This is a genomic window from Spirosoma fluminis, assembly GCF_054778895.1.
In genome coordinates, this window is record NZ_BAAGZD010000003.1 from 361,528 (window position 1) to 383,908 (window position 22,381).

Here is a 22,381-nt window from a genome sequence, read left to right on the forward strand (position 1 = left end):
GCAACGGTCATCTGGATACGAAGTTAGTTTTCGAGCAAAAGAGAACTGACACGCTGAACTCCCTAACTTTGCGCTCATTTCACGCTCAAAACTGCTCCGATGTCTGTTCATAATCCCGATATTAAACGCGTTACTACGCACACAATTCAGGAGTTAAAGAATAAAGGCGAAAAAATAACGGCGCTTACGGCCTACGACTACTCCATGGCACGCGTAGTCGACATGGCGGGCGTCGAACTGATTCTGGTAGGCGATTCAGCGTCGAACGTCATGGCCGGCCACGAAACAACCCTGCCCATCACGCTCGATCAAATGATCTATCACGCGAGTTCCGTAGTACGTGCGGTCAAACGGGCACTGGTCGTCGTCGATTTGCCGTTCGGTTCGTACCAGGGTAATTCATCCGAAGCCTTACGATCGGCGATTCGCATCATGAAAGAATCCGGAGCGCACGCCGTGAAAATGGAAGGTGGCCTGGAGATAAAAGAATCGATCGTACGTATCCTGAGCGCCGGTGTGCCCGTGATGGGGCATCTTGGGTTAACTCCCCAATCCATTTATAAATTTGGTACGTATGCCGTTCGGGCTAAAGAAGACGCCGAAGCCCAGAAGCTCATGGACGACGCCCATATGCTGGAGGATATTGGCTGCTTTGGTCTGGTTCTGGAAAAAATTCCAGCTGCTTTGACCAAAACCGTATCGCAAAGCCTGACAATCCCGACTATTGGCATTGGCGCTGGCCCCGATGCTGACGGGCAAATTCTGGTTATTCATGACCTGCTGGGCATCACCAACGAGTTTAAACCACGCTTCTTACGGCGCTACGCCGATTTGCACACGCTGATGAAACAGGCAATCGGTCATTACGTTGACGATGTAAAGGCCAACGATTTTCCGAACGAGAACGAAGCATATTAAGTTACTAAGTGAAATAGAATTAGTTAGCACTACGGGAAAAGATAGAAGACGAACTGGAAACGTCTTTCCTCGTTTATGTAAAAGGGTAATGAAGAAGAAACCATTTCAGGTTGTTTATGAAGATAATCATCTGTTGATTGTCAATAAGGAACCGGGTATACTCGTGCAGGGCGACCGCACCGGCGACGTTACGTTGCTGGACGTCCTGAAAGAGTATATCAAAGAAAAATATAACAAACCAGGTGAGGTATTTCTGGGCCTGGTGCATCGCCTTGACCGCCCGGTAAGTGGTCTGGTTGTATTTGCCCGAACGTCGAAAGCGCTGGAGCGGATGAACGAGATTTTCCGGAAACGGCAGGTGCAAAAAACGTATTGGGCGGTAGTCCGGCAAAAGCCACCTAAGGATTCCGACAAACTGGTCAACTGGCTCATTAAAGACGAACAGAAAAACCAGGTTACCGTCTACGATTACGAAGTACCCAACTCGCAGAAAGCCGAGCTATCGTACCGGGTAATGGGTCGCATCAATGAGCATTACCTTCTTGAAGTAAACCCCATTACGGGGCGCCCCCACCAGATTCGGTCGCAGTTGGCACACATGGGTTGCCCGATTCGGGGGGACGTTAAATACGGGTATGATCGGATCGTTCCGGATAAGAAAATCTATTTGCATGCCCGTCGGTTGTACTTTATCCATCCGGTAAAGCCAGCGGGAGAGCCAGAACGGCCAATCATCTGCAAAGCAGGATTACCAAACGACCGGTTCTGGGAGGAATTTCTGGAATTGGATGATGAAAATTACAAAGACAAAAATCTGGATTACATCTACGAGTAATCTAGGTTTTGCCTTAATAGAAAGAGCCGCATCTCCTACTCCACAGTAGACGATGCGGCTCTTTCTATTAACTATCTGGATACGTAACGAGTTAGTCGACGCTAGGTTGTGCCTCATTCTGGGGCGCAACATCCGTAAGTATCTGCTCCATTACGCGCTCAGCCATTTGCACTGCACCCCGAATGGCACCGTACGTCAGGCAAAGCGGCAAAATAATGGGCAAAAAGAATACCCACTGGAAAATCATATATAAACGAACATTTTTCATCAGCTCAGAGGATATTTAAAGTTAAGTATACGGCCTTACCAACTTTGTTAATGAATAGATACGAACACGTAAATGCTGTTCTTATCATATTCAAAGTTAACCTTGACTTAATACAAAAACAAGCTAAAACTGAAAAAGTTTACGGGAAACAGGGCCTTTCAAACCCCGTCTGGTGTATAGTTTATGTGACTTGGCAACCAGCGCATAAATTCGATCAATTACTGTGCCAACATGAGCAGCAGCTAATTGAGCCAAAGGAAGATAGTTGAAATTACGTTCAATTTGATACTTTTACGACAATATTTTTTATAACTGTTCAGCGTGTTCCGGCTACAGGTCTATCGGTTTGGCATAGCTCGCGTACTCTTTGGTCTGTATATCGCTATACTGATCAATGGGATCGTGTTCCGCCACGCCCACCGGTTAGCCGACGGAACAATCATTTGTCACGCTCACCCGTACAAATCATCTCCGGGTAGCCAATATCCCTCCCATGCCCACAGCCGCGATGAGTTCATCTGGCTGGCGGCTTTTTCAAACGGCGTCTATACCCAATCGGACCTTAGCATCTGGACAGCCTTAGTCGCTATCCTTACCCTGCTAACTCTTGTTGGTGCCACTCCCGTTTCGTTTTCGTTTTCGGCCGTTCACGTTGCTTATCGGCACCGGGGACCGCCTGAGGATTTGGTATAAGTTCTGTTTTTCGACGCACACCTACGCTGTTATCAATCTGAAGTTTCCCAGAAACTCAGTGCGGTGCATGCACGTGCCTGCGTGTATTCGGTTCAATCAACCAAATGCTTTCCCTCATTCCATGCTTCGACTTCTTCTTATTGCAGTCCTGCTGCCAACGGCAGCAATCGCTCAGGCTATACTCGCGGGCCGGGTTATTGATAAAACCACGCGAGAACCACTCATTGGCGTTACGATCTACTTACCCGATCTGCAAAAAGGCAGCTTAACCGATACCTTAGGCCGCTATCGATTAGCTGGCATACCAGCGGGCCAGCACAAAGCCGAGGTTCGTTTCCTAAGCTATAAAACCCTTACTCGTTCGGTCCGCATCCTCGACGGAGAAACTACGGTTGATGTTGCGCTTGAACCCGAGGCCTCCCAACTCCAGGAAGTTGTGGTAACGGGCCTGACGACCGGCTCAACCGTAAAAGAGAGTCCGGTTCCGATTATGACATACAATAAGATTCAGTGGCTGCAAACGTCATCAACGAACCTGGTTGATGCAGTTGGGAAACTGCCGGGTATGTCGCAGATTACGACCGGCGTAGGCCTGTCGAAACCTGTTATTCGGGGGCTAGGATTCAACCGGGTGATTACCGTCCACGATGGCGTTCGGCAGGAGGATAACCAGTGGGGCGAAGAGCACGCCCTCCAGATCGACGAATACTCCATTGATCGATACGAGATCATCAAAGGATCAGGTAGCCTACTGTACGGCTCCGATGGCTTGGGGGGGGTTATGAGTTTAATCTCGGCGCGTCCGCCCGAAGCTGGTACATTCCGAGGTCAAGTCCTGACCAACTATCAAAGCAACAATGGCCTGATTGGTTTATCGGGCGTGCTCGAAGGCACCACGCAGAAAGGCCTGTTCGGGCGCGTACGTATCAGCTCAAAAAATGCCGGAAACTACCAGAATCGCTACGATGGGCGCGTCTATGGGTCAGCGTACCGCGAATTTGATATAAACACGACGGTCGGCATCAATCGCAAATGGGGGTATACGCAGTTATATGTTTCGAACTGGCATCAGGACATTAATGTCGTAACGGGCGAGCGTGACCGCACAGGCCGGTTCCAGGAGCTCGTTCGCGTATCGACAGATTCAGAGGCTCTACGCCCCGCTTCGGATGCTACCCTGCGCAGCCGGGCTATTATACCCGCCAATTACCAAAGTCTGAACAACTTTAAAACCTCGTTGAATACGTTTGCCAAAATTGGCGGTGGTAACGTATCGGCTATTGTCAGCTACAGCCAGAATCGACGGCAGGAGTTTGCCAGTACGCTCACGCCGGGGCAACCAGCCTTATATTTTTACCTCCAGAACGTTTTCTACGACCTGAAATATTACTTCGGTGGACGTAACGGATGGGACTTTACGATAGGCGGCAACGGCATCTATCAGCACAATCAGAACCTGGGCCTACAGGTGTTGTATCCGGGGTATAAGTCCTGGGATAATGGCCTGTTTTTGTTTGCCCAAAAGAAAACCAACCGGTTCATCGTCAACGGCGGTTTGCGGATGGACGTACGGAAGATGCAGATCAACCGACTCTACGCTGACGCGGATGGCGTATTCAGTGAGAAACCGATTCCCAATGGGCAGGTACGTTTCGCGGGTCTGAATAAAACGTACTCAAATCCGACGGCCAGCTTCGGAGCCACGTATAATTTGTCGAGCCGCTGGATTATTAAAGCTAACCTGGGTCGCGGCTTCCGGGCGCCTGCCACCCCCGAATTATCGGCAAACGGCGAACATGCCGGTACGTTCCGCTACGAAATCGGCAACCCCAATCTGCGATCGGAGACCTCATGGCAGGGCGACTTAGGCATAAATTATGAATCGCCCGACGTATCCATTACGGCCAGCTTGTTCCAGAATCGGATTAACAATTATACGTATTCGGAGAAGGTGCTCAACCGGTTCGGCCGCGATTCGATTGTTGACCCTGCCCGCCCGATTCTTACGTATCGATATGTACAGGGCAACGCTGTCCTGTTCGGTGGCGAAGCCCAAATCAGCGTTAATCCAAGCTCAGCCCGCTGGTTTCACTTCACGGGTTCCTATTCGCTGGTGCGGTCGCGTAATTTATCCGCTACGTCCGACTCGGCCCGGTACCTGCCTTTCCTGCCTCCCCCCCGCATCATCAGCCAGCTCAAGTTCACAAAGGCCGAAATGGGAAGCCACTGGCGTAACGCCTATGCTCTGCTGGAGGTCGAACACAACGCCCGGCAAAATCAGGCTTTGCTGGCGTACGGGACCGAAACAACCACACCGGCGTATACACTCGTTAATCTGGGCGCGGGCAGCGATCTAGTCAATGCGAACGGACGGACGTTGTTTCAGGTTTATCTGACCATTCAGAATATATTCGACGTAGCGTATCAAAGTCACCAGAACCGGCTCAAATACTTCGGCGTCAACGAAGTTACCGGCCGGGCGGGGGTTTTCAATATGGGCCGCAACGTGAGCGTGAAGGTAGTTGTACCGTTCGGTGCGAAGAAAGGCTAAATAGGCCGATCCATAAAATCAGAAGCCAGTCGACACACCGTCGACTGGCTTCTGATTTTATACGTAACATAACCTTATTTCAAGGTAGCAACGGCGTCTTTAATACGTTGTACAGCTTCGGCTAAAGCTTCGTCCGAAGCAGCCGTCGAGATACGTAAGCAGTTAGGCGCTCCAAAACCCGAACCCGCTACGGTTGATACGTAAGCTGTATTCAGCAGCCATCCGGCAAAATCATCTGAGTTTTCGATGGTCGTTGTACCGTCCGATTTACCGTAGTAGTAGCTGATATCCGGGAACGCGTAGAATGCGCCTTCGGGCACATTAGTCCGGAAACCGGGTACTTCTTTCAGCAATTTCACCACTAAATCCCGACGACGCTGGTAGGCTTTAGCCATCTCCATCGACGGCTCCAGTGGTCCGCTAATGGCCGCAGCAGCGGCTTTCTGCGCAATTGAGTTGGTACCGGACGTAACCTGCCCCTGGAGCTTCTCAACGCCATCGGCAATCCATTTAGCCGCGCCAATGTAGCCAATGCGCCATCCGGTCATGGCATAGCCTTTGGCAACGCCATTCACCGTAATTACGCGATCAGCGATCTCAGGGATTGACCCGATGCTGAAATGGCCTTCCGGGGTAAAGTTGATGTATTCATAAATTTCGTCGGCCAGCACGAAAACATTCTCGTGACGAGCCACCACCTCGGCAATAGCCCGTAGTTCAGCTTCCGAATAAATCGAGCCGGTTGGGTTGTTCGGCGACGCGTACATCACAATTTTGGTACGGTCGGTTATGGCTGCTTCAAACTGCTCGGGCGTTACTTTGAAGTTATTCTCAAAAGAGCCATCTACAACAACGGCTTTTCCTTCGGCCAACTTTACCATTTCCGAGTAGCTAACCCAGTACGGCGAGAAAATAACTACTTCATCGCCGGGGTTGATGAGCACCTGAATGACGTTAGCCAGCGAGTGTTTCGCGCCCGTTGATACAACGATGTTCTCAGGTTTCCAGTCAATGTTGTTGTCACGTTTAAATTTATCGGCAATGGCCTTGCGCAGGTCAGGATAACCAGCAACGGGCGAATAGCCGTGGAAACCATCGTCAATCGCCTTCTTGGCAGCCTCGCAGATGTGCTGGGGCGTCTTGAAATCTGGCTCCCCAACGCTTAGACTGATTACTTTGTGGCCCTGTGCAGCCAGTTCACGGGCTTTTTTGGTCATCGCCAGCGTGGACGATTCCTCCAGCGCGTTGATGCGGTCGGCTAACAAACTCACGGTGTCGAGCGTGGCAGACATAATTGGTGGTAATTTTTGAAAATTTGACAACAAACTGGGTGCAAAGGTACTACCTTTTCAGTGGAGGGATGTACTTATTCGAAAATTAAAAATTATCAAAATACCGACAAGAGAGTAACCTCGCTTGGATCTTCGCATTCGGCCAGCAACTGAGCCGTTGTTTTCCTCAAAACCGGATGGACAAAATCTGGCGCAATTTCGGCCAGTGGAACGAGCGTGAACCGACGCTGGTGCAGATAAGGATGCGGAATGGTTAACGTAGCGCTGTGCAGAATTAACTGATCGTAATACAGAATATCAACGTCAATCTGCCGCGCACCCCACCGCTCATGCCGGACGCGTCCCAGCGTTTCCTCTACAGCCTGTGTCTGCACAAGCAGCGCCTGGGGTTCCAACGCGGTTTCAACACGTAACACCTGATTGAGAAACGAAGGCTGATCGATAACGCCCCAGGGAGCGGTTTCGTACAGGCTGGACTGCTGTACTACGTTGCCGATACGTTCGCCAATCAACGCAACGGCCCGACGTAGCGTCAGGACGCGGTCGCCGAGATTAGCGCCAAGGAGGAGATAAACGGTCAATGAGCGAAAGAGTGAATGCGTGAATGAGTGATTGGTGTGCGTGTTAACTTTATTAACTAATTCGCTCAATCACCCATTCACAACTTGATCAATAGTCCTTGATTGGTTTGATGTCGTAATACGCGTTGATTTCTTCCGCGCTCGGTATTTTAGCCGGGCGAACGATACGGAAACCAACGAACGAAGCCGACGTTAGCCACCAGTCAGACTTTGGGCTTTGCGGATCGAGAACTTTCCAGGCGGGTTCCGATGGTGTACGTGCTGCCGAGCGGAGAACCTCCGGGTCATCGTCCCACGACCCACCCCGCACCGAGTTGGGATACAGTTCCGTTGTTGGTGCAAACGGTTCTTTAACTGTTCCCCTGGCAACTGACGCGTAGTAATCGGCAATGTACTGATCCTTCGTCCACTCCATTACGTTACCGTGCATGTCATATAAGCCAAACGGATTGGGCTTCTTGGTACCTGTTTTTTTATAGGCTCCGTCGCTGTTGCCTTTAAAAACGGCATACTCGCCTAACTTTTTCACATCGGCCCCGAACGAATACGGGGTGGTCGTGTTCGCCCGACAGGCATACTCCCATTCGGCTTCGGTTGGCAGCCGGTAAAATATCCCCGTTTTTGCGTAGAGCCAGGCACAGAATTTAATAGCGGCATACTGGGTCATGTTAATGGCTGGGTGACCGGCCCGGCCCATACCGAACGACATATCGACATACGGTGGACTGGGACGGATTGTCGCATCTGTTTTAGTCAGGTTCGCGTCGGCGTCGGTATACTTGGCCGCCATCTCCTTCTCCATATTTGTGAAGGCAAACAGGTCGTATAAATCCCAGGTAACCTCATACTTCCCCATATAAAAGGGTTCAATGATTACCTTATGCTGCGGGCCTTCGTCGGGCTTGCGGCCCTTTTCAGTAGCCGGGCTCCCCATCGTGAAGGCTCCACCCGGAATAGCGACCATGGCGTACGTCTGGTTGCTGCCCGGCACGACCTGGGTATACGATTTAAACGCAGTGGTTGTCTGAGCAGAGAGCGTAACAACCGAACTAATTGCTGCTGCAAACGCTGCTATGAGAGGTTTTGCGTACATTCTTGGTTTTAGGAGAAAAGGATTCGTTGCGTCAATTGGCGTAAAGACCGTGCCCAAAAGTACGAACGAATTTCTTTGTTGTACCTTTGTATTCTAAAACCTGTAAGGCCAGAGCGGCCTAATCTAAGACCTAACGGGCTTAGCGAATTATGAATTACCTCTCAGCTGAAAACTTAACGAAATCATACGGCGACCGTGTGTTGTTCCGCAACCTTACATTTGGGGTGAACCGGGGCGACAAGGTAGCTATTGTCGGAGCGAACGGCTCAGGCAAAACAACTTTACTGTCGATTTTAGCAAGCGCTATGCCGCCCGACTCGGGTCTTGTTAGCCAGCGAAAAGACATCACAGTAGGCTATCTCGACCAGCAACCCGACCTCAACAATGCCTTGACGGTTATGGAGGTAGTACTGGCGGGAGAAAGTGCGCAGCTCGATGCCGTTCGGGCTTACGAACACGCGCTGGCTCATGAAGATCATACGCTGCTCGAACGGGCGATGAGTGATATGGAGAAACTCGAAGCCTGGGATTACGAAGCCCAGATTCGGCAGATATTGGGCGAATTAGGTATACAGGACGTTAACCAGCCCGTCAGCGCCTTGTCGGGCGGACAGCGTAAGCGGGTGGCGTTGGCCAGGGTATTGATTCAGAACCCCGATCTGCTGATTCTCGACGAGCCCACTAACCACCTCGACCTGGAAGCGATTGAATACCTGGAAAACTACCTGAATACCAACAACGGTACGCTCCTGATGGTATCGCACGACCGCTACTTTCTGGATCGGGTCTGCAACCAGATTGCGGAGCTGGATAACGGCCAGCTTTACACGTACAAAGGCAATTACGCTTACTTCCTGGAGAAAAAAGACGAGCGCGAAATGGCGGCAGCCTCCGAACTGGCTAAGGATCGGAACACCTTCCGGCGTGAGTTGGAATGGATGCGTCGGCAACCCAAAGCGCGTGGTACCAAAGCCCAATACCGGATTGATGCGTTTGAAGAATTGAAAGAAAAAACCGGCGGTCGACGTAATGACGGTGAGCTGGATCTGAACCTGCGCACGTCACGGCTGGGCACGAAAATCCTGGAAGTCGAAAACCTCAGCAAACGCTTTGGCGACAAGGTTTTGCTCGACCATTTTACGTATACCTTTAAACGATTCGACCGCGTAGGGCTGATTGGTAAGAATGGCATGGGTAAAACCACGCTCATGAATATGCTGACGGGCCAATTACGTCCCGACTCGGGTAAGATTATGACGGGGGGTACGGTGAAGTTTGGGTATTATACCCAGACCGAACTTGATATGCCCGAAGATCAGCGGGTTATTGATGTTGTGCAGGATGTGGCTGAAGTTATGAAATTAGCAAATGGCGATACGGTTACGGCGAGTCAACTGCTGAGCCGATTCCTGTTTAACCGCCAGAAGCAATACGACTACGTATCAAAATTAAGCGGGGGCGAAAAACGTCGGCTTCAGTTGCTGCTGGTGCTAGTCCAAAATCCGAACTTTCTGATCCTTGACGAGCCGACCAACGATCTGGACATTACGACGCTGAACGTACTGGAAGATTTTTTGCTGAGCTTCTCGGGCTGCGTACTGATCGTGACGCACGACCGCTACTTCATGGACCGGCTCGTCGACCATGTGTTTGTGCTGGAAGGCGAAGGTAGAGTCCGCGATTATCCGGGCAATTACACCGATTATCGGGAATGGCGCGACGCCCAGCCCACTCGTAAAGCCGAGACAGCTTCGGCGAAGCCAGGATCGACAAAGAACCAAACGACAACGGCTTCGGTTTCTTCGGCAGCTTCCCCTGCGAACAACGCCAACGTGGCCAAAAAGAAACTGTCGTTTAAGGAGCTTCGTGAGTACGAAACGCTGGAGAAAGAAATTGAATCGCTGGAACAACGAAAACTTGAAGTTGTGGGTCTGTTGAATGGGGGTGGCCATCATGAGCAACTCACAGACTGGGCCCGGGAGATCGAGCAAATTGACCAGGTCATTGCCCAAAAATCTGACCGCTGGCTTGAGCTGGCGGAGTATATCTAAAGAGTGAATCGGTGAAAGAGCGAATGCGCGAAAGAAATGGCAAAAGTCACTCATTCGCTCTTTCACTCTTTCGATCTTTGAACCATGGATCAAATCGTCGACTTCTTCCAATACCTGCTTGACTCCGAGGAGATAATCCGGACCGGGGGACTGGTAATTATTACGCTCATCATTTTCGTTGAGAATGGTATATTCTTCGGTTTTTTCCTGCCGGGCGATTATCTGCTCTTCCTGTCGGGTGTTTTTACCGGCACCCGAACGCTCGATGTACCGCTTTGGCTTCTGCTAACGTGCATTTTCGGCGCGGCTGTTCTCGGTTCATTAACCGGTTACCTCACCGGTCATTTTGCTGGTGGTCGCTTGCAAAACCGGCCTGATTCGCTGTTTTTCAAGAAGAAGTATATTGATAACACAAGAGCCGCCTTCGAGAAATACGGTACCAGCGCCTTGATTGTGGCCCGGTTTCTACCCGTTGTCCGTACGTTTGCCCCACTTTTGGCGGGCCTGATCCACATGAACTTTCGCTTCTTTATGTTATACAACATCATTGGCGGAGCAATCTGGGTCGGTACACTCGTTGGTGGCGGATTTTACTTTGGCGAGAAGTTTCCGTGGATCATCAACTACGTCCATTGGATTATTATCTTCTTCCTGGCCATCACTACGTATACCGTCGTGAAAGGTTACCTAAACGCCAGACGAGACAGCCGCCCTGAGAAGGTATAAAGGATTTAGACCTGTTCAGGTTTTCTTATTTAGGTGATTTTCTAAATCCTAGACAGGTTCATAGTTGAGAGACAGAAAAGGCAGCTCGTGAGCTGCCTTTTCTGTCTCTCAACTATACTTACAGATCTAATTGCGTAGCGGCTTGCCACCCGTGAGCAGGCTTTGAATCCGCTCCAGCGTTTTCTTCTCACCACTTAACGACAGGAAGGCTTCGCGCTCCAGATCGAGTAGATACTGCTCAGATACAGGCTGGGGAGCACTTAAGTCACCACCGCAAATGACGTATGCCAGTTTATCGGCAATCTTCACGTCGTGGTCCGAAATGTAGTTACCCATACGCATGGCCGTGATCCCCGCTTTAAACAGCGCAATACCCGTTTTGCCCTGTACTTTAATGTCCGTACGTGGTTTGGGCTGCGTATAGCCATCTTCCGACAGGTTAATAGCCGCTTGTTTAGCTTCGGCCAGCAGTCGGCTGCGGTTCAGCACAATCTGATCCGTAGAACGGAGGTAGTTCATCTCCCGCGCTTCCTGCGCCGAAGTTGATAGCTTCGCCGTAGCGATATTCATGAACGCACTTTGCAGAATGTTCAACTCCGGATCACCCGTCTGGTACAGATCGGATGCACGTGCCGCCATCTCTTTCGTACCGCCACCCGCCGGAATAAGACCGACCCCAACTTCAACCAGACCGATGTAGCTTTCGGCATGAGCGACCGCGCGGTCCGAGTGTAATACCGCTTCGCAGCCACCGCCTAGCGTAAGCGTATGGGGAGCGACAATAACCGGAATTGACGAATAGCGCAGGCGTGTGATCAGCTTCTGGAACTGAGCGATCATCAGATTAACCTCGTCAAACTCCTGCTCGACCGCGTACATGAACAATGTACCCAGGTTGGCTCCGGCCGAGAATGCTTCGGTCGAATCGTTACCCACAACTAATCCCCGGAAGTCTTTTTCAGCTAACGAAATCCCTTTCAATAAAGCTTCGGAAACCTCCTGCCCGAAGGTATTCATCTTGCTGCGGAACTCAACGTTCAGAATACCATCGCCGATGTCGATGATATTTGCGCCCGCGTTTTTCCAGACGATGTTGTTGCTGAGATTCTCCAGAATGGTAAACGCTTCTGTACCCGGAATAACCTGATAGCTCCTCGTCGGAATATCGTAATACTTCCGCTTTCCGCCCTCAACTTTATAGAACTGCTCAAAACCAGCGTCGAGCATGTCATAGACCCACTGTGCCGGTTTCTTACCCTGTGCTTCGATGAGTTCAACACCTTTCCGAACACCAATGGCATCCCAGGTTTCGAACAGACCAACCTGCCAGCCAAAGCCCGCCGTGATGGCCGCATCGATCCGGTACAGTTCATCGGAAATTTCGGGAATGCGGTGGGTTGCGTACTGAAACCCATCAGCAAAGGTCCGACGGTAGAACTCACCTGCTTTGTCCTGTCCCGCCAACAGCACCGGGAAGCGCTTCTTCAGGTTATCAATCGCCTTAGTGCTTTCCAGTGTAGCAAATTTAACTTTTTCGGAAGGCTTGTATTCAAACGTTTTCAGGTCAAGCGCCAGGATCAGCGTTTTCCCTTTTTCGTCTTTCGTCTTTTTGTAGTAGCCCTGACCGGTTTTGTCGCCGAGCCACTTGTTCTCCATCAGTTTCTGCACCGAAGCCGGTAGTTCGAACGATGCCCGCGACTCATCATGCTCCATCTTGGCGAGGTTACTCGCTACGTTCACCGTCGTATCCAGACCCACTACGTCCGATAAGCGAAACGTACCGGATTTGGGCCGTCCTACAACCGGACCGGTCAGTTTATCAACCTCCTCGACGCTCAGTCCCATTTCTTCGGCAACCCGAATCGTTTGAATCAGCGACTGAATGCCCAGCCGGTTTGCAATAAAACCGGGCGTGTCCTTACACAGTACGGTCGTTTTGCCAAGGTATAAGTCGCCGTAATTCATCAGAAAATCAACCACAGCGGGGTCGGTATCAGGTCCCGGAATGACTTCCAGCAACCGCAGATACCGGGGCGGATTGAAGAAGTGTGTACCGCAGAAATTACGACGAAAATCGTCGCTCCGGCCTTCGGTCAGCAAATGCATCGGAATACCCGACGTATTCGACGTAATGAGCGTACCCGGCTTACGGAATTGTTCAACCCGCTCATATACCGAGCGCTTAATATCGAGCCGCTCAACCACGACCTCAATAATCCAGTCGTAACTGGCGATATCTTTCAGGTTATCGTCGAAGTTACCCAGCTTGATCCGTTCGGCGAACTTAGAACTGTACAGCGAGGCTGGCGTAGCCTTAAGCATGGCCTGGAACGCATCGTTTACGATTCGATTACGTACAACTGGGCTTTCGGTTGTCAGTCCTTTTGCCTGTTCGACAGCATTGGGCTCTTTTGGAACAATGTCCAGCAGCAATACGTCGGCACCAATGTTTGCGAAGTGGGCGGCAATACGCGAACCCATAATACCCGAACCCAGTACAGCTACACGCCGTATGGTGCGGTTTTTTGATACACTTTTAGGTTTTTCTAGGGTGGCTTCCATGCTATTTTTCAGATTCTCGATTTAACGCTCAATGCCTGGTTGAAAACACAAAGCCTTATAAACTGCCTCTTGTAGGTCAGGATCTGTAACGGCTCCATAGTCTCTAGTAAGCCTTTGCTTATCAAGAGTTCTAATTTGATGACACAAAACAATACATTCATTTAGTAAGCCAGTGCTGCCAACTGGCAACAGGACTTCATTTGGATAGATCTGTCGGTTTTCTTTTCGCGACGTGATCGGTAATACGTTGACTACCCTGAGAAGGCCATTGATCACATCATCACTGATTACCAACACAGGCCGGGACTTCCCTTGTTCTGATCCCACAATAGGGTCAAGACTTGCTCGGTAGATTGACCATTTTACAACCTGCATTACAACGTTTCTCCATCAATAGGCCCAAAATCCGCTTGTACTTCGTCGATATCAGCAAAGAATAAAGGATCGATCGCAGCTTGTTACATCATCTCGAACTTAGAAACTTTTGCATCGCTGATCTCTTCAATCACAACCAATACCCTCTTATTATCAAATTCCGACGGAAGATCAAGGGTAACTTGATTGTCGTGTACTTCTACAATTCGTTTCCAAGTCATACCTATACAGATGGTTAGCCTCGTTTTAATCCAGGGGTAGTTCCTCGATCTCGGCCTCAGCCGCTTTGATCTTCGCGTTTTCTTCCTCGACAATGCGGTTGATGTCCTTAATAACATCAAAGAACACAACCAGCTTATCGAGCGGGATCTTCTCGCGGATCATGTTATTAAACTGAATAACACCATCACGCGCCATCTCGCGCTTCACTTTTCCCTCTTCGGTCAGGTAGATTCGCACAAAGCGCTTATCGTTGCCATCAACCTCCCGGCGGATCAGGCCACGCTCTTCGAGACTCTTCAGCATCCGGACCAGCGAACGGGGCTCCATACCCAGCAGAGGCCCAATTTTCGTGGCGGGCGTGCCCTCCTCCAGGTCAATGTTAATCAGCACGAACCCGATCGCCATTGTAATATCAAATCGGGCTGCGTAGGCATTGTACATGCGCGAAATGGCATGCCAACCCCATTTTATATGAAAATCAACGGTTTTTTCCTTTTTCATAGTAGGTGTCGTCCTGTCCAATTTCAGACTGTAAATCTACTATTTTTTCAGAAAATAGTATGCATGCATACCACTTAAACCCAAATTTAACTTAAGATGGATCAACAGGATTCCACTTCTATAAATTAAAAAGAGCAGAATCCTGTTACTTATCTAAAATCAATTCAATCCGGGTTCAGACAGCAGCTTATCGACGAGTCGGTTAAACTCCTCAACGTATTGATCATAGTATTTACCCGTACCGGGCCCTGAGAAGCCGGTATGAATGTGGCGTACCTGGCCTTTTTTATCGATGAACAGGGTAGTCGGAAAGGCCACAACGGCATTCAGATCAGGCAAAGCTTTGGAAGCCTGCACTTTATCGTTGGTGCCCGCTAACACAACGGGGTAATCAATCTGAAACCGCTGCTTCATACGTTCGATCTTCGGTCCCGACTCGGCCAGTGCGGGCGATCGTTCGAAGGCTAACCCAACCACTTCAACACCCCGCTGTTTGTTACGTTTGTACCAGGGACTCAGGAAGTTGGTTTCATCCATGCAGTTAGGGCACCAGGTACCGAGAATCTGCACAATCGTTACTTTATTCTTAAATCGGTCATCAGCCAGCGAAACCATTCTTCCGTTCGGCTCCGGAAACGAGAACGTAAGCGTCTTGGCACCGGGTTTAAGATACGTCAACTTAGCCGGGTCAGGCAGTTCAGCATTCGGGTCGAAACGAGCTACCCAGGATTCATACCCCGATACACCCGACCAGAAACCACCGGTCAGCGTCTTAGTGACGGGGTTGTGTTTCGCTTTAAACAGAAACAGGTGTGAGCCGTCGAAGCAGGATAGAAACAGACTATCACCCACTACGTTGCCATCGAGATACCGATAATCACCGGTTGGGGTCAGAAACGTTCCGCTAACGCGGTTGCCTTTCTGGTCGAACACGCCAACGGCGTTTACCGTATCAACGCGTCCGGTTTTACTATCGAAGTTTGTTGCCCATTTTCCGCTTAGGTTAGCGGATGCTGCTTCACTATCGGGAGCAAACCGATACGTATAGCCTGACTGCGCTTCGAACGGCAGAGTTTGATATTGTTGCCCTGCCCGACGCCGACGCCATACTCCCCGGAGCATATTACCGTCTATCTTTGCAACCAGCTCAGATTCAAACAAGGCCATTGGTATGCGAAGCGAGTCACCCTGCACGGTAGCCGGGTCCATTTTTAAGCGCTCGTTGCCATTTAAGACAAAAACCGTATACGTTTTCGGGTCATTCGCCGTAGACTGAATAGCTAATCCGAACGGGAGCTGGCCTCCGCGGGTTTTCAATATAGCCCGATAGGTACCCGGTTTGACGGTAGCCGAGGACGACTGGCCCGAGCAGGCCGCTGGTAACGACAGCAGCGCAACGGCCGCGAGAGGAATGAGCTTTTTCATGACAAAAACAACAACGACCACTAAAGCAGGTTAGTTTCTGAATGTCCAACTACCACGAACCCGTTTTACTGCAGGCCTGCATCGATGGCCTGAATATACAACCCGGCGGCACCTACGTTGACATTACGTTCGGGGGCGGTGGCCACAGCCGTGAAATTCTGCGTCAGCTGGAAGGCGGACGGCTGTTTGGTTTTGATCAGGATGCCGATGCCCGTGCCAACGCCCAGGCGATTGGCGACGCCCGCCTGACGTTTGTTGCCTCGAACTTTCGCAATCTGAAACGCTATCTGCGTTTGTACAAAGCCGAGCAGGTCGATGGTATTTTAGCCGATCTGGGTATTTCGTCTCACCAGATCGATACGCCTGAACGTGGTTTTTCTACCCGATATGACGCAGAGTTGGATATGCGCATGAACCAGCAGGCTGATCGCACCGCCCGGCAGGTTGTAAATGAGTATACCGAAGCCGACCTGCACCGGATTCTGGGTATGTATGGCGAGATAACGAACGCCAGAACGGCCGCCAGCGCTATTGTCTCGGCTCGATCGAACCGGCCGCTCAAAACGGTTAACGATCTAAAGGGCGCCCTCCAGCGGTATGCCCCACGTGGTAAAGAGAACAAGTATTTCGCCCAGGTTTTCCAGGCGTTACGTATCGAAGTAAACGAAGAATTGCAGGCGCTGGAGGAGTTTCTGGAACAGGTACCGGACGTATTGAAACCTGGTGGGCGACTGGTGGTTATGTCGTATCATTCGCTGGAAGACCGGCTGGTGAAGAACTTTATCAACAAAGGTAAATTCCAGGGTGAGGTCGAGAAAGATTTGTTCGGCAACGAGATCAAACCGCTACGTGCCGTGACGCGTAAACCCATTGAGGCTCTGCCCGACGAAACCGCCAGAAATCCGCGTGCCCGCAGCGCCAAGCTCCGGATTGCCGAGAAGATTTAATTCAGTAGCTTTGGTTTCGTTTACCCTACTATCTACCGTAACTTAACATGTTAGCTAAAACCTTTGGCGCGGCCGTGTATGGCGTCAATGCCAGTATCATTACCATTGAAGTTGCCGTTGCGCAGGGGTTGCATTTTCACATGGTCGGCTTGCCCGACAGCGCCGTAAAAGAAAGCGAACAGCGGGTGGAAGCCTCGCTCAAATTTTTCGGCTACCGAATGCCCCGCCAGAAAGTTGTCGTTAATCTCGCTCCTGCCGACATTCGGAAAGAAGGCTCAGCCTACGATCTGCCGATTGGTCTCTGCGTACTGCAAGCCTCCGAACAGATCACAACCCAGCGAAATCTTGGCGATTACGTAATCATGGGTGAGCTGGCGCTCGATGGCAGTTTACGACCGATCAAGGGCGTATTGCCGATCGCGATTGAGGCCAGAAAACAAGGCTACAAAGGGTTTGTGTTACCCGTCGAAAATGCGCAGGAAGCGGCCATCGTCAATAACCTGGATGTGATTGGCGTCACGACGATGCAGGAAGCGGTTGAGTTTTTTGAGGGCAAGAAAGACATCGCCCCCCTATCCAGCGACACGCGCGATCTGTTCATGAGCCAGATTAACGCCTACGATGCTGATTTTTCGCATGTGCAGGGCCAGGAGAATATTAAGCGGGCGATGGAGATTGCGGCCGCGGGTGGGCATAACGTCATTATGATCGGACCTCCGGGCGCGGGTAAAACCATGCTGGCAAAGCGCCTGCCGAGTATCCTCCCTCCGCTGACATTGCAGGAAGCGCTCGAAACAACCAAGATCCATTCGGTAGCGGGTAAGCTCGGCACACGGGCCAACCTGATGGCGACCCGTCCTTACCGGGCTCCGCACCATACCATTTCCGATGCAGCTCTGGTCGGTGGGGGCAGTTTTCCGCAACCGGGCGAAATATCGCTGGCGCATAACGGCGTCTTGTTTCTGGATGAGTTACCGGAGTTCAAGCGTTCCGCGCTGGAAGTGATGCGTCAGCCGCTCGAAGACCGGAAGGTGAGCATCTCACGGGCGAAGTGGGCGGTGGAGTTTCCGACTAGTTTTATGCTCATTGCCAGCATGAACCCCTGCCCCTGCGGCTATTACAATCACCCCGAAAAAGAGTGCGTCTGCGGACCGGGCATTGTGCAGAAGTATCTGGCCAAAATCAGCGGCCCCCTACTCGACCGGATTGATCTGCACGTTGAAGTGACACCGGTTTCCTTCGATCAGATGACCGCCAACCGCCCCGCCGAAACCAGCGAAGCCATTCGCGAACGCGTAATCAAAGCCCGCAACATCCAGACCGAGCGATTTGTCAATCAGCCGGGTATCTATTCTAACGCGATGATGCCTTCTCAGATGGTAAAAGAAGTTTGTCAGATTGGTGATGCGGGCCGGGCGTTATTGAAAACGGCAATGGAACGGCTGGGTCTATCGGCCCGCGCCTACGACCGTATCCTGAAAGTGTCCCGCACGATCGCCGACCTGGCGGGCACCGAAGAAATCCGCATTGAACACCTGGCCGAAGCGATCCAATACCGCAGCCTCGACCGCGAGAACTGGGCGGGGTAATCAACAAAAAAGCTGTCGCCAGCCCCCAATACGTTGAGAACTGGCGACAGCATAAAATTCAAAGCCTGCGGTTATAACATCTCAACATTCACCAGGTTATCGTCTGATACGCGATCAATGAGCTTGTTGTAGGGGTCGATACCGGCTTTCACAGGCTTACCTTTAACCGTCACTTCGATTACGTGTTCGCCGGGGGTCAGGCTGCGCTTCTGCATCAGCAAAGGGGTTTTCGTCGTCATACCGTCTTTGTTCTTGCTATCATCGGTCAACACCGCAATATCAGCAATTACTGGTCCTTTGCCCTTCGCCGTTTCCTTGCCGGTTTTGTCGTAGTATTCGGTGGCGGTACGAACGTAGAGCTTAACCCGGTACTGCCCGTTACCAATGGATTTAGCCTCCGCTTTGGTGATCCGGTTATCGTACAACGTCAGCTTCTCGAACGCATCAGTCAGCCACGGACGTAACGAATCTGGGGTAGCCGTTTTCAGGAAGCTATACCACTCGGTTGACGTAGTAAATGGCGCTTCCTGCCGGAATCGGGCGGCTTCCATGTATTTCTTCAACGCCTGGTTAACACGCTCTTCGCCGATATAATCCTGCAATGCATACATAATCAGCGATCCTTTCTGGTACCAGACGTACGAACGCGTATCGTTTTGGAGTAAAGTCGCTTCAAATTTATCCTCATTGGCCCGCCCACGCAGGTACTGATCCAGGCTATACTTCAGGAACTTAGGCATAGCGTCGGTACCGTAACGCTGCTTGAGTACCATAAGCGCTGAATATTCGGCCATTGTCTCTGAAATCTGGTTAGCTCCTCTTGTTCGGCTAGGCATAATCTGATGTCCCCACCACTGGTGAGCTATCTCATGCGCCGTAACAAAATAAGCATAGTCTGTTTTGTTGGGATCGCGGAAGTCGCCTACCCAGCCGAATTCCTCTGAGTACGGTACGGTCGTTGGGAAGGACTGCGCAAACGTAGCGTAACGCGGAAACTCCAGCACCCGCAATACTGGGTACGGGTACGGTGCATAGTTTTTCGAGTAGTACGCCAGCGACGCTTTCATACTCGCCATAAACCGGTCGAGATTCCGTTCGTGGCCGGGATGATGGTATATTTCCAAGGCAACGGCTTTACCGTCGGGCGATGTCCATCGGTCGCGCTTTACGCCGTATTTGGCCGAACACATGCTGAAGAAGTAATCGGAAAAGCCAGGAAGCTTGTACTGGAAATACTTGCGTGGCTTCCCGTCCGGCCCAGTCTTCGTCCAGGTTTTCAATAGTTGACCGGGCATAATGGCTGTCTGGTCGGGTGTGGTCGAGATGGTTCCTTCGAATGTCACCCAGTCGGCATCATCAGTAAACAGAAAATCGCGCAGGCCAAGCGAATCGGTTTGCGTCGGCAGCGTCCACTCTTTAACCGGCAGCTTATACTTCTTGCGGTATTTGTCGCTGCTTAGCTCCCGGCCTTCGTCATAGCCGAAACCGGGGAAGATACCAACGTTAAAGAACGTACCGTTGGCCACTACATCCCGGCTATCGCCACTATTGGCAAAACCAACGTACTGACCCGTCACCGCCATTTCCATCCGGGCCGTATCGCCGGGATTCAGTCGATGCGGAAGCTTGTAGATGTAGTAGCCCAACTCGGTGTCGTTTACCAGCAAGCCAGGTGTCTTTCCATTAATGAACAGTTTGGTCAGTTGCCGATGGAAGTTATCAGCCGGAAGGCTCAGATGCAGCGAGTCGATGGGCTGATTGCCTTTGTTCACAATCGAAAACATACCCGTAGCAACGGCTTTAAACTCCTCCGGAAACACATCCACGTTCACCTTTGCCGAGGTAATCTTTGGCTGAAGAACATTCGCGTAGCGGTGATACGTCTGCTCGAACTCGGCCTGCCGTTCGCGTTGTTCATCGGCCGAATAATACCGGTTGTGCACGCTCACGTTGGTATAAATCCAGGCCCCCATGCTTACAAACGCCAGCAACAGCCCGGCAAATACCAGCATAGACAAACGCCCCATACGTTGGCGGGCAAGCTGCCAGCGGGCCTTCAGACTCGTGTCGGCTCCCCGGTTCCAGAACCACAGTGCCAGCACGAGCAGCAGCCCGCCAAAGGCATACCAGTACACCCGAAAGGAAGCCAGACTCGCCACGTAATGACCAAAGCCGTTCATATCGGAAAGCTGAATGGTTCCGCCCGAAAACGGCAGCGCCAGGCGATAATTGAACTCGGCAAATTGCGGTACCGCCCAGATCACAATGTAGGTTGCCAGCGTAACGATATGCCCGACAAACTTCTGGTTCACCAGCGTATGCACGAAGAACGCCAGCATCACCAGCTGAAAATACTGGGTAAATGCAATCAGGTACAGATCGCGGAAATAGATCGAAAACTCGTAATTGAAATACCCCTTCACAGTCTGATTCAACACGCCCGACACCAGCACTAAGGTCGTCAGCAGCAGGCAGATATAGATCATTGACAGGAGCTTGGCCCCGTAATTCATCCAGTCCGGTACGGGCAGGGCGTCGGCAATCGCATCGTAATGAACGGCCTTGTCGCGGTGAACAACCTCACCCGTATAAAAAATCAACACGATCAGGACAAAAAAGAAGAACGTACCGTTGCGGGCCTCAAGCATGGTATAGGTCGTAGGCAGCGAAGGCGTACCATACGTTGTGATACCGAACCAGCCATCCAGGAACAGAAAGAGCACAGCACCCAGCAGAATGGCAATGAAATAAGGGTCTCGGACAACGCTGACAAATTCGATACGCGCCTGCCGAAACATCTGCCGAACATACGTGCCGACCTGAAACACCGGCGTTGGCGTGGGTAAACTCGCCAAGGATGGAACAGCCTTCGCCGGGCTTTCGCCTTTCTCTTTCTTGCCAAGTTTAACGGCCAGAAACCGGATAAAACTGAATTGCGCTACCGTGAAGAAAAATACCAGCAGGCCCACACCGAACCAGATCAGACGATTCATGAGCAGATCGCCCTCCAGCGGGGCCAGTAGCGCGTTCTGCTCCACCGGCGACCAGTATTTGGTGGCGGCATCATAGGCATACGAACCGAACGGATCGAGCAGATTAACGAGGTGCTTATTGTCCAGATCCTGCATCAGCGTCGCCCCTAACAGGTAGGCCACAAACAAGAGAATACTGCCCGCATACGTCGTAAACACTTGCCGCGAGAAGGCGACTAAACCAAAGAAGATGCTGCCGACCAAAAACATGTTGGGTACCACAAACACCAGAAACGGATTGGCATAATCACGGAAGCGAATGGGCCCGAAGCGTTCGACGTTGTTGGCTAAGTTGAACACCGGCCCGAGTAGCGACCCGATCACAATACCCAGCATACCAGCGGCCATTATCCCAAGCAGCACCACAAACGACCCCAGATAGCGGCCGAGCAGGTACCCCCGCTCACGAATTGGAAAGCTGAAGTAGTAATTCTTTGTGTTGTGTTCAATATCGCGGTATACGGGAACGCCCATAATTGCCGACGCGACCAGCATCCCGATGATGGTCATGACCACCACGAACTGAGTAATGGCGTACGGCGAGTTGACATTCGTTTTTTCGGAAGCCGGCCCGTTCCCATAAATAACAAACAGGAAGGTAAACAGGAACAGAATCAGCGCGTACAGATACGTAGCCGGGCGTTTGAGCCGGTACGCCAGTTCGAAGCGGAAGATCTCGAAGAACATAGTATGGAGAAGTTAGGAGCGAGGAGAGAGAAG

At 51.2% G+C, this 22,381-nt stretch carries 17 protein-coding genes; 8 read left to right on the forward strand and 9 right to left on the reverse strand.

Annotated elements, in window-relative coordinates:
• Positions 1 to 99: 99 nt before the first annotated feature.
• Together panB and ACYVBJ_RS03485 are read left to right on the forward strand one after the other, a co-directional pair.
• Complete coding sequence (gene panB, locus ACYVBJ_RS03480) at positions 100 to 918, forward strand: 3-methyl-2-oxobutanoate hydroxymethyltransferase (RefSeq protein ID WP_460974446.1); 819 nt, start codon at positions 100 to 102, stop codon at positions 916 to 918.
• Positions 919 to 1,006: 88 nt separating this feature from the next.
• A complete protein-coding gene (locus ACYVBJ_RS03485) occupies positions 1,007 to 1,753 on the forward strand; it encodes an RluA family pseudouridine synthase (RefSeq protein WP_460980910.1) in 747 nt (248 codons plus the stop codon).
• 91 nt (positions 1,754 to 1,844) lie between these two features.
• Here ACYVBJ_RS03485 and ACYVBJ_RS03490 read toward each other — a convergent pair whose 3' ends face one another.
• Entirely contained in the window at positions 1,845 to 2,021 is a 177-nt protein-coding gene (locus ACYVBJ_RS03490; protein ID WP_460980911.1) for a hypothetical protein, read from the reverse strand.
• A gap of 321 nt (positions 2,022 to 2,342) precedes the next feature.
• Here ACYVBJ_RS03490 and ACYVBJ_RS03495 point away from each other — a divergent pair, with 321 nt between their 5' ends.
• On the forward strand, positions 2,343 to 2,714 hold the full coding sequence (locus tag ACYVBJ_RS03495; protein WP_460980912.1) for a hypothetical protein: 372 nt from the start codon (positions 2,343 to 2,345) through the stop codon (positions 2,712 to 2,714).
• Between the two features lie 121 nt (positions 2,715 to 2,835).
• Positions 2,836 to 5,265, forward strand: a complete 2,430-nt coding sequence (locus ACYVBJ_RS03500) for a TonB-dependent receptor (RefSeq protein WP_460980913.1) — start codon at positions 2,836 to 2,838, stop codon at positions 5,263 to 5,265.
• Positions 5,266 to 5,339: 74 nt separating this feature from the next.
• On the opposite strand, the gene ACYVBJ_RS03505 is transcribed toward ACYVBJ_RS03500, so the two are convergent.
• The 3 genes from ACYVBJ_RS03505 to ACYVBJ_RS03515 all read right to left on the reverse strand — a co-directional run bounded on the left by ACYVBJ_RS03505 (position 5,340) and on the right by ACYVBJ_RS03515 (position 8,231).
• A complete protein-coding gene (locus ACYVBJ_RS03505; protein WP_460980914.1) occupies positions 5,340 to 6,557 on the reverse strand; it encodes a pyridoxal phosphate-dependent aminotransferase in 1,218 nt (405 codons plus the stop codon).
• Positions 6,558 to 6,652: 95 nt separating this feature from the next.
• Positions 6,653 to 7,138, reverse strand: coding sequence for a 2-amino-4-hydroxy-6-hydroxymethyldihydropteridine diphosphokinase (gene folK / locus ACYVBJ_RS03510; protein WP_460980915.1), 486 nt, complete (start codon positions 7,136 to 7,138; stop codon positions 6,653 to 6,655).
• Positions 7,139 to 7,226: 88 nt separating this feature from the next.
• Positions 7,227 to 8,231: a formylglycine-generating enzyme family protein gene (locus ACYVBJ_RS03515; RefSeq protein ID WP_460980916.1), complete on the reverse strand. Its 1,005-nt coding sequence runs from the start codon at positions 8,229 to 8,231 to the stop codon at positions 7,227 to 7,229.
• A 149-nt stretch (positions 8,232 to 8,380) separates the two neighbouring features.
• Between ACYVBJ_RS03515 and ACYVBJ_RS03520 the strand changes: the two genes are divergently transcribed.
• Entirely contained in the window at positions 8,381 to 10,282 is a 1,902-nt protein-coding gene (locus ACYVBJ_RS03520) for an ABC-F family ATP-binding cassette domain-containing protein (protein WP_460980917.1), read from the forward strand.
• An 84-nt stretch (positions 10,283 to 10,366) separates the two neighbouring features.
• Entirely contained in the window at positions 10,367 to 11,008 is a 642-nt protein-coding gene (locus tag ACYVBJ_RS03525) for a DedA family protein (protein WP_460980918.1), read from the forward strand.
• Positions 11,009 to 11,134: 126 nt separating this feature from the next.
• On the opposite strand, the gene ACYVBJ_RS03530 is transcribed toward ACYVBJ_RS03525, so the two are convergent.
• The 4 genes from ACYVBJ_RS03530 to ACYVBJ_RS03545 all read right to left on the reverse strand — a co-directional run bounded on the left by ACYVBJ_RS03530 (position 11,135) and on the right by ACYVBJ_RS03545 (position 16,093).
• Complete coding sequence (locus ACYVBJ_RS03530) at positions 11,135 to 13,570, reverse strand: 3-hydroxyacyl-CoA dehydrogenase/enoyl-CoA hydratase family protein (RefSeq protein ID WP_460980919.1); 2,436 nt, start codon at positions 13,568 to 13,570, stop codon at positions 11,135 to 11,137.
• 21 nt (positions 13,571 to 13,591) lie between these two features.
• Entirely contained in the window at positions 13,592 to 13,945 is a 354-nt protein-coding gene (locus tag ACYVBJ_RS03535; protein ID WP_460980920.1) for a type II toxin-antitoxin system PemK/MazF family toxin, read from the reverse strand.
• A gap of 246 nt (positions 13,946 to 14,191) precedes the next feature.
• Entirely contained in the window at positions 14,192 to 14,668 is a 477-nt protein-coding gene (locus ACYVBJ_RS03540) for a MarR family winged helix-turn-helix transcriptional regulator (protein ID WP_460974434.1), read from the reverse strand.
• A 159-nt stretch (positions 14,669 to 14,827) separates the two neighbouring features.
• Positions 14,828 to 16,093 carry a TlpA disulfide reductase family protein gene (locus ACYVBJ_RS03545; RefSeq protein WP_460980921.1) on the reverse strand — a complete coding sequence of 422 codons (1,266 nt, stop codon included), beginning with the start codon at positions 16,091 to 16,093 and terminating at the stop codon, positions 14,828 to 14,830.
• 41 nt (positions 16,094 to 16,134) lie between these two features.
• Here ACYVBJ_RS03545 and rsmH point away from each other — a divergent pair, with 41 nt between their 5' ends.
• Entirely contained in the window at positions 16,135 to 17,040 is a 906-nt protein-coding gene (gene rsmH, locus ACYVBJ_RS03550) for a 16S rRNA (cytosine(1402)-N(4))-methyltransferase RsmH (RefSeq protein ID WP_460980922.1), read from the forward strand.
• A 47-nt stretch (positions 17,041 to 17,087) separates the two neighbouring features.
• Positions 17,088 to 18,629: a YifB family Mg chelatase-like AAA ATPase gene (locus ACYVBJ_RS03555; protein WP_460980923.1), complete on the forward strand. Its 1,542-nt coding sequence runs from the start codon at positions 17,088 to 17,090 to the stop codon at positions 18,627 to 18,629.
• Positions 18,630 to 18,700: 71 nt separating this feature from the next.
• Here the strand turns inward: ACYVBJ_RS03555 and ACYVBJ_RS03560 are convergent, their stop codons facing one another.
• The gene (locus ACYVBJ_RS03560) at positions 18,701 to 22,348 is read right to left on the reverse strand and encodes an ABC transporter permease/M1 family aminopeptidase (RefSeq protein WP_460980924.1); all 3,648 of its coding nucleotides are present in this window, start codon (positions 22,346 to 22,348) and stop codon (positions 18,701 to 18,703) included.
• Between the last annotated feature and the right edge of the window lie 33 nt (positions 22,349 to 22,381).

Coding starts and splice junctions, on each gene's coding strand:
- panB (WP_460974446.1), top strand. CDS start 100: ATGTCTGTTCATAATCCCGATATTAAACGCGTTACTACGCACACAATT.
- ACYVBJ_RS03485 (WP_460980910.1), top strand. CDS start 1,007: ATGAAGAAGAAACCATTTCAGGTTGTTTATGAAGATAATCATCTGTTG.
- ACYVBJ_RS03490 (WP_460980911.1), bottom strand. CDS start 2,021: ATGAAAAATGTTCGTTTATATATGATTTTCCAGTGGGTATTCTTTTTG.
- ACYVBJ_RS03500 (WP_460980913.1), top strand. CDS start 2,836: ATGCTTCGACTTCTTCTTATTGCAGTCCTGCTGCCAACGGCAGCAATC.
- ACYVBJ_RS03505 (WP_460980914.1), bottom strand. CDS start 6,557: ATGTCTGCCACGCTCGACACCGTGAGTTTGTTAGCCGACCGCATCAAC.
- ACYVBJ_RS03515 (WP_460980916.1), bottom strand. CDS start 8,231: ATGTACGCAAAACCTCTCATAGCAGCGTTTGCAGCAGCAATTAGTTCG.
- ACYVBJ_RS03520 (WP_460980917.1), top strand. CDS start 8,381: ATGAATTACCTCTCAGCTGAAAACTTAACGAAATCATACGGCGACCGT.
- ACYVBJ_RS03525 (WP_460980918.1), top strand. CDS start 10,367: ATGGATCAAATCGTCGACTTCTTCCAATACCTGCTTGACTCCGAGGAG.
- ACYVBJ_RS03530 (WP_460980919.1), bottom strand. CDS start 13,570: ATGGAAGCCACCCTAGAAAAACCTAAAAGTGTATCAAAAAACCGCACC.
- ACYVBJ_RS03535 (WP_460980920.1), bottom strand. CDS start 13,945: ATGCAGGTTGTAAAATGGTCAATCTACCGAGCAAGTCTTGACCCTATT.
- ACYVBJ_RS03540 (WP_460974434.1), bottom strand. CDS start 14,668: ATGAAAAAGGAAAAAACCGTTGATTTTCATATAAAATGGGGTTGGCAT.
- ACYVBJ_RS03545 (WP_460980921.1), bottom strand. CDS start 16,093: ATGAAAAAGCTCATTCCTCTCGCGGCCGTTGCGCTGCTGTCGTTACCA.
- rsmH (WP_460980922.1), top strand. CDS start 16,135: ATGTCCAACTACCACGAACCCGTTTTACTGCAGGCCTGCATCGATGGC.
- ACYVBJ_RS03555 (WP_460980923.1), top strand. CDS start 17,088: ATGTTAGCTAAAACCTTTGGCGCGGCCGTGTATGGCGTCAATGCCAGT.
- ACYVBJ_RS03560 (WP_460980924.1), bottom strand. CDS start 22,348: ATGTTCTTCGAGATCTTCCGCTTCGAACTGGCGTACCGGCTCAAACGC.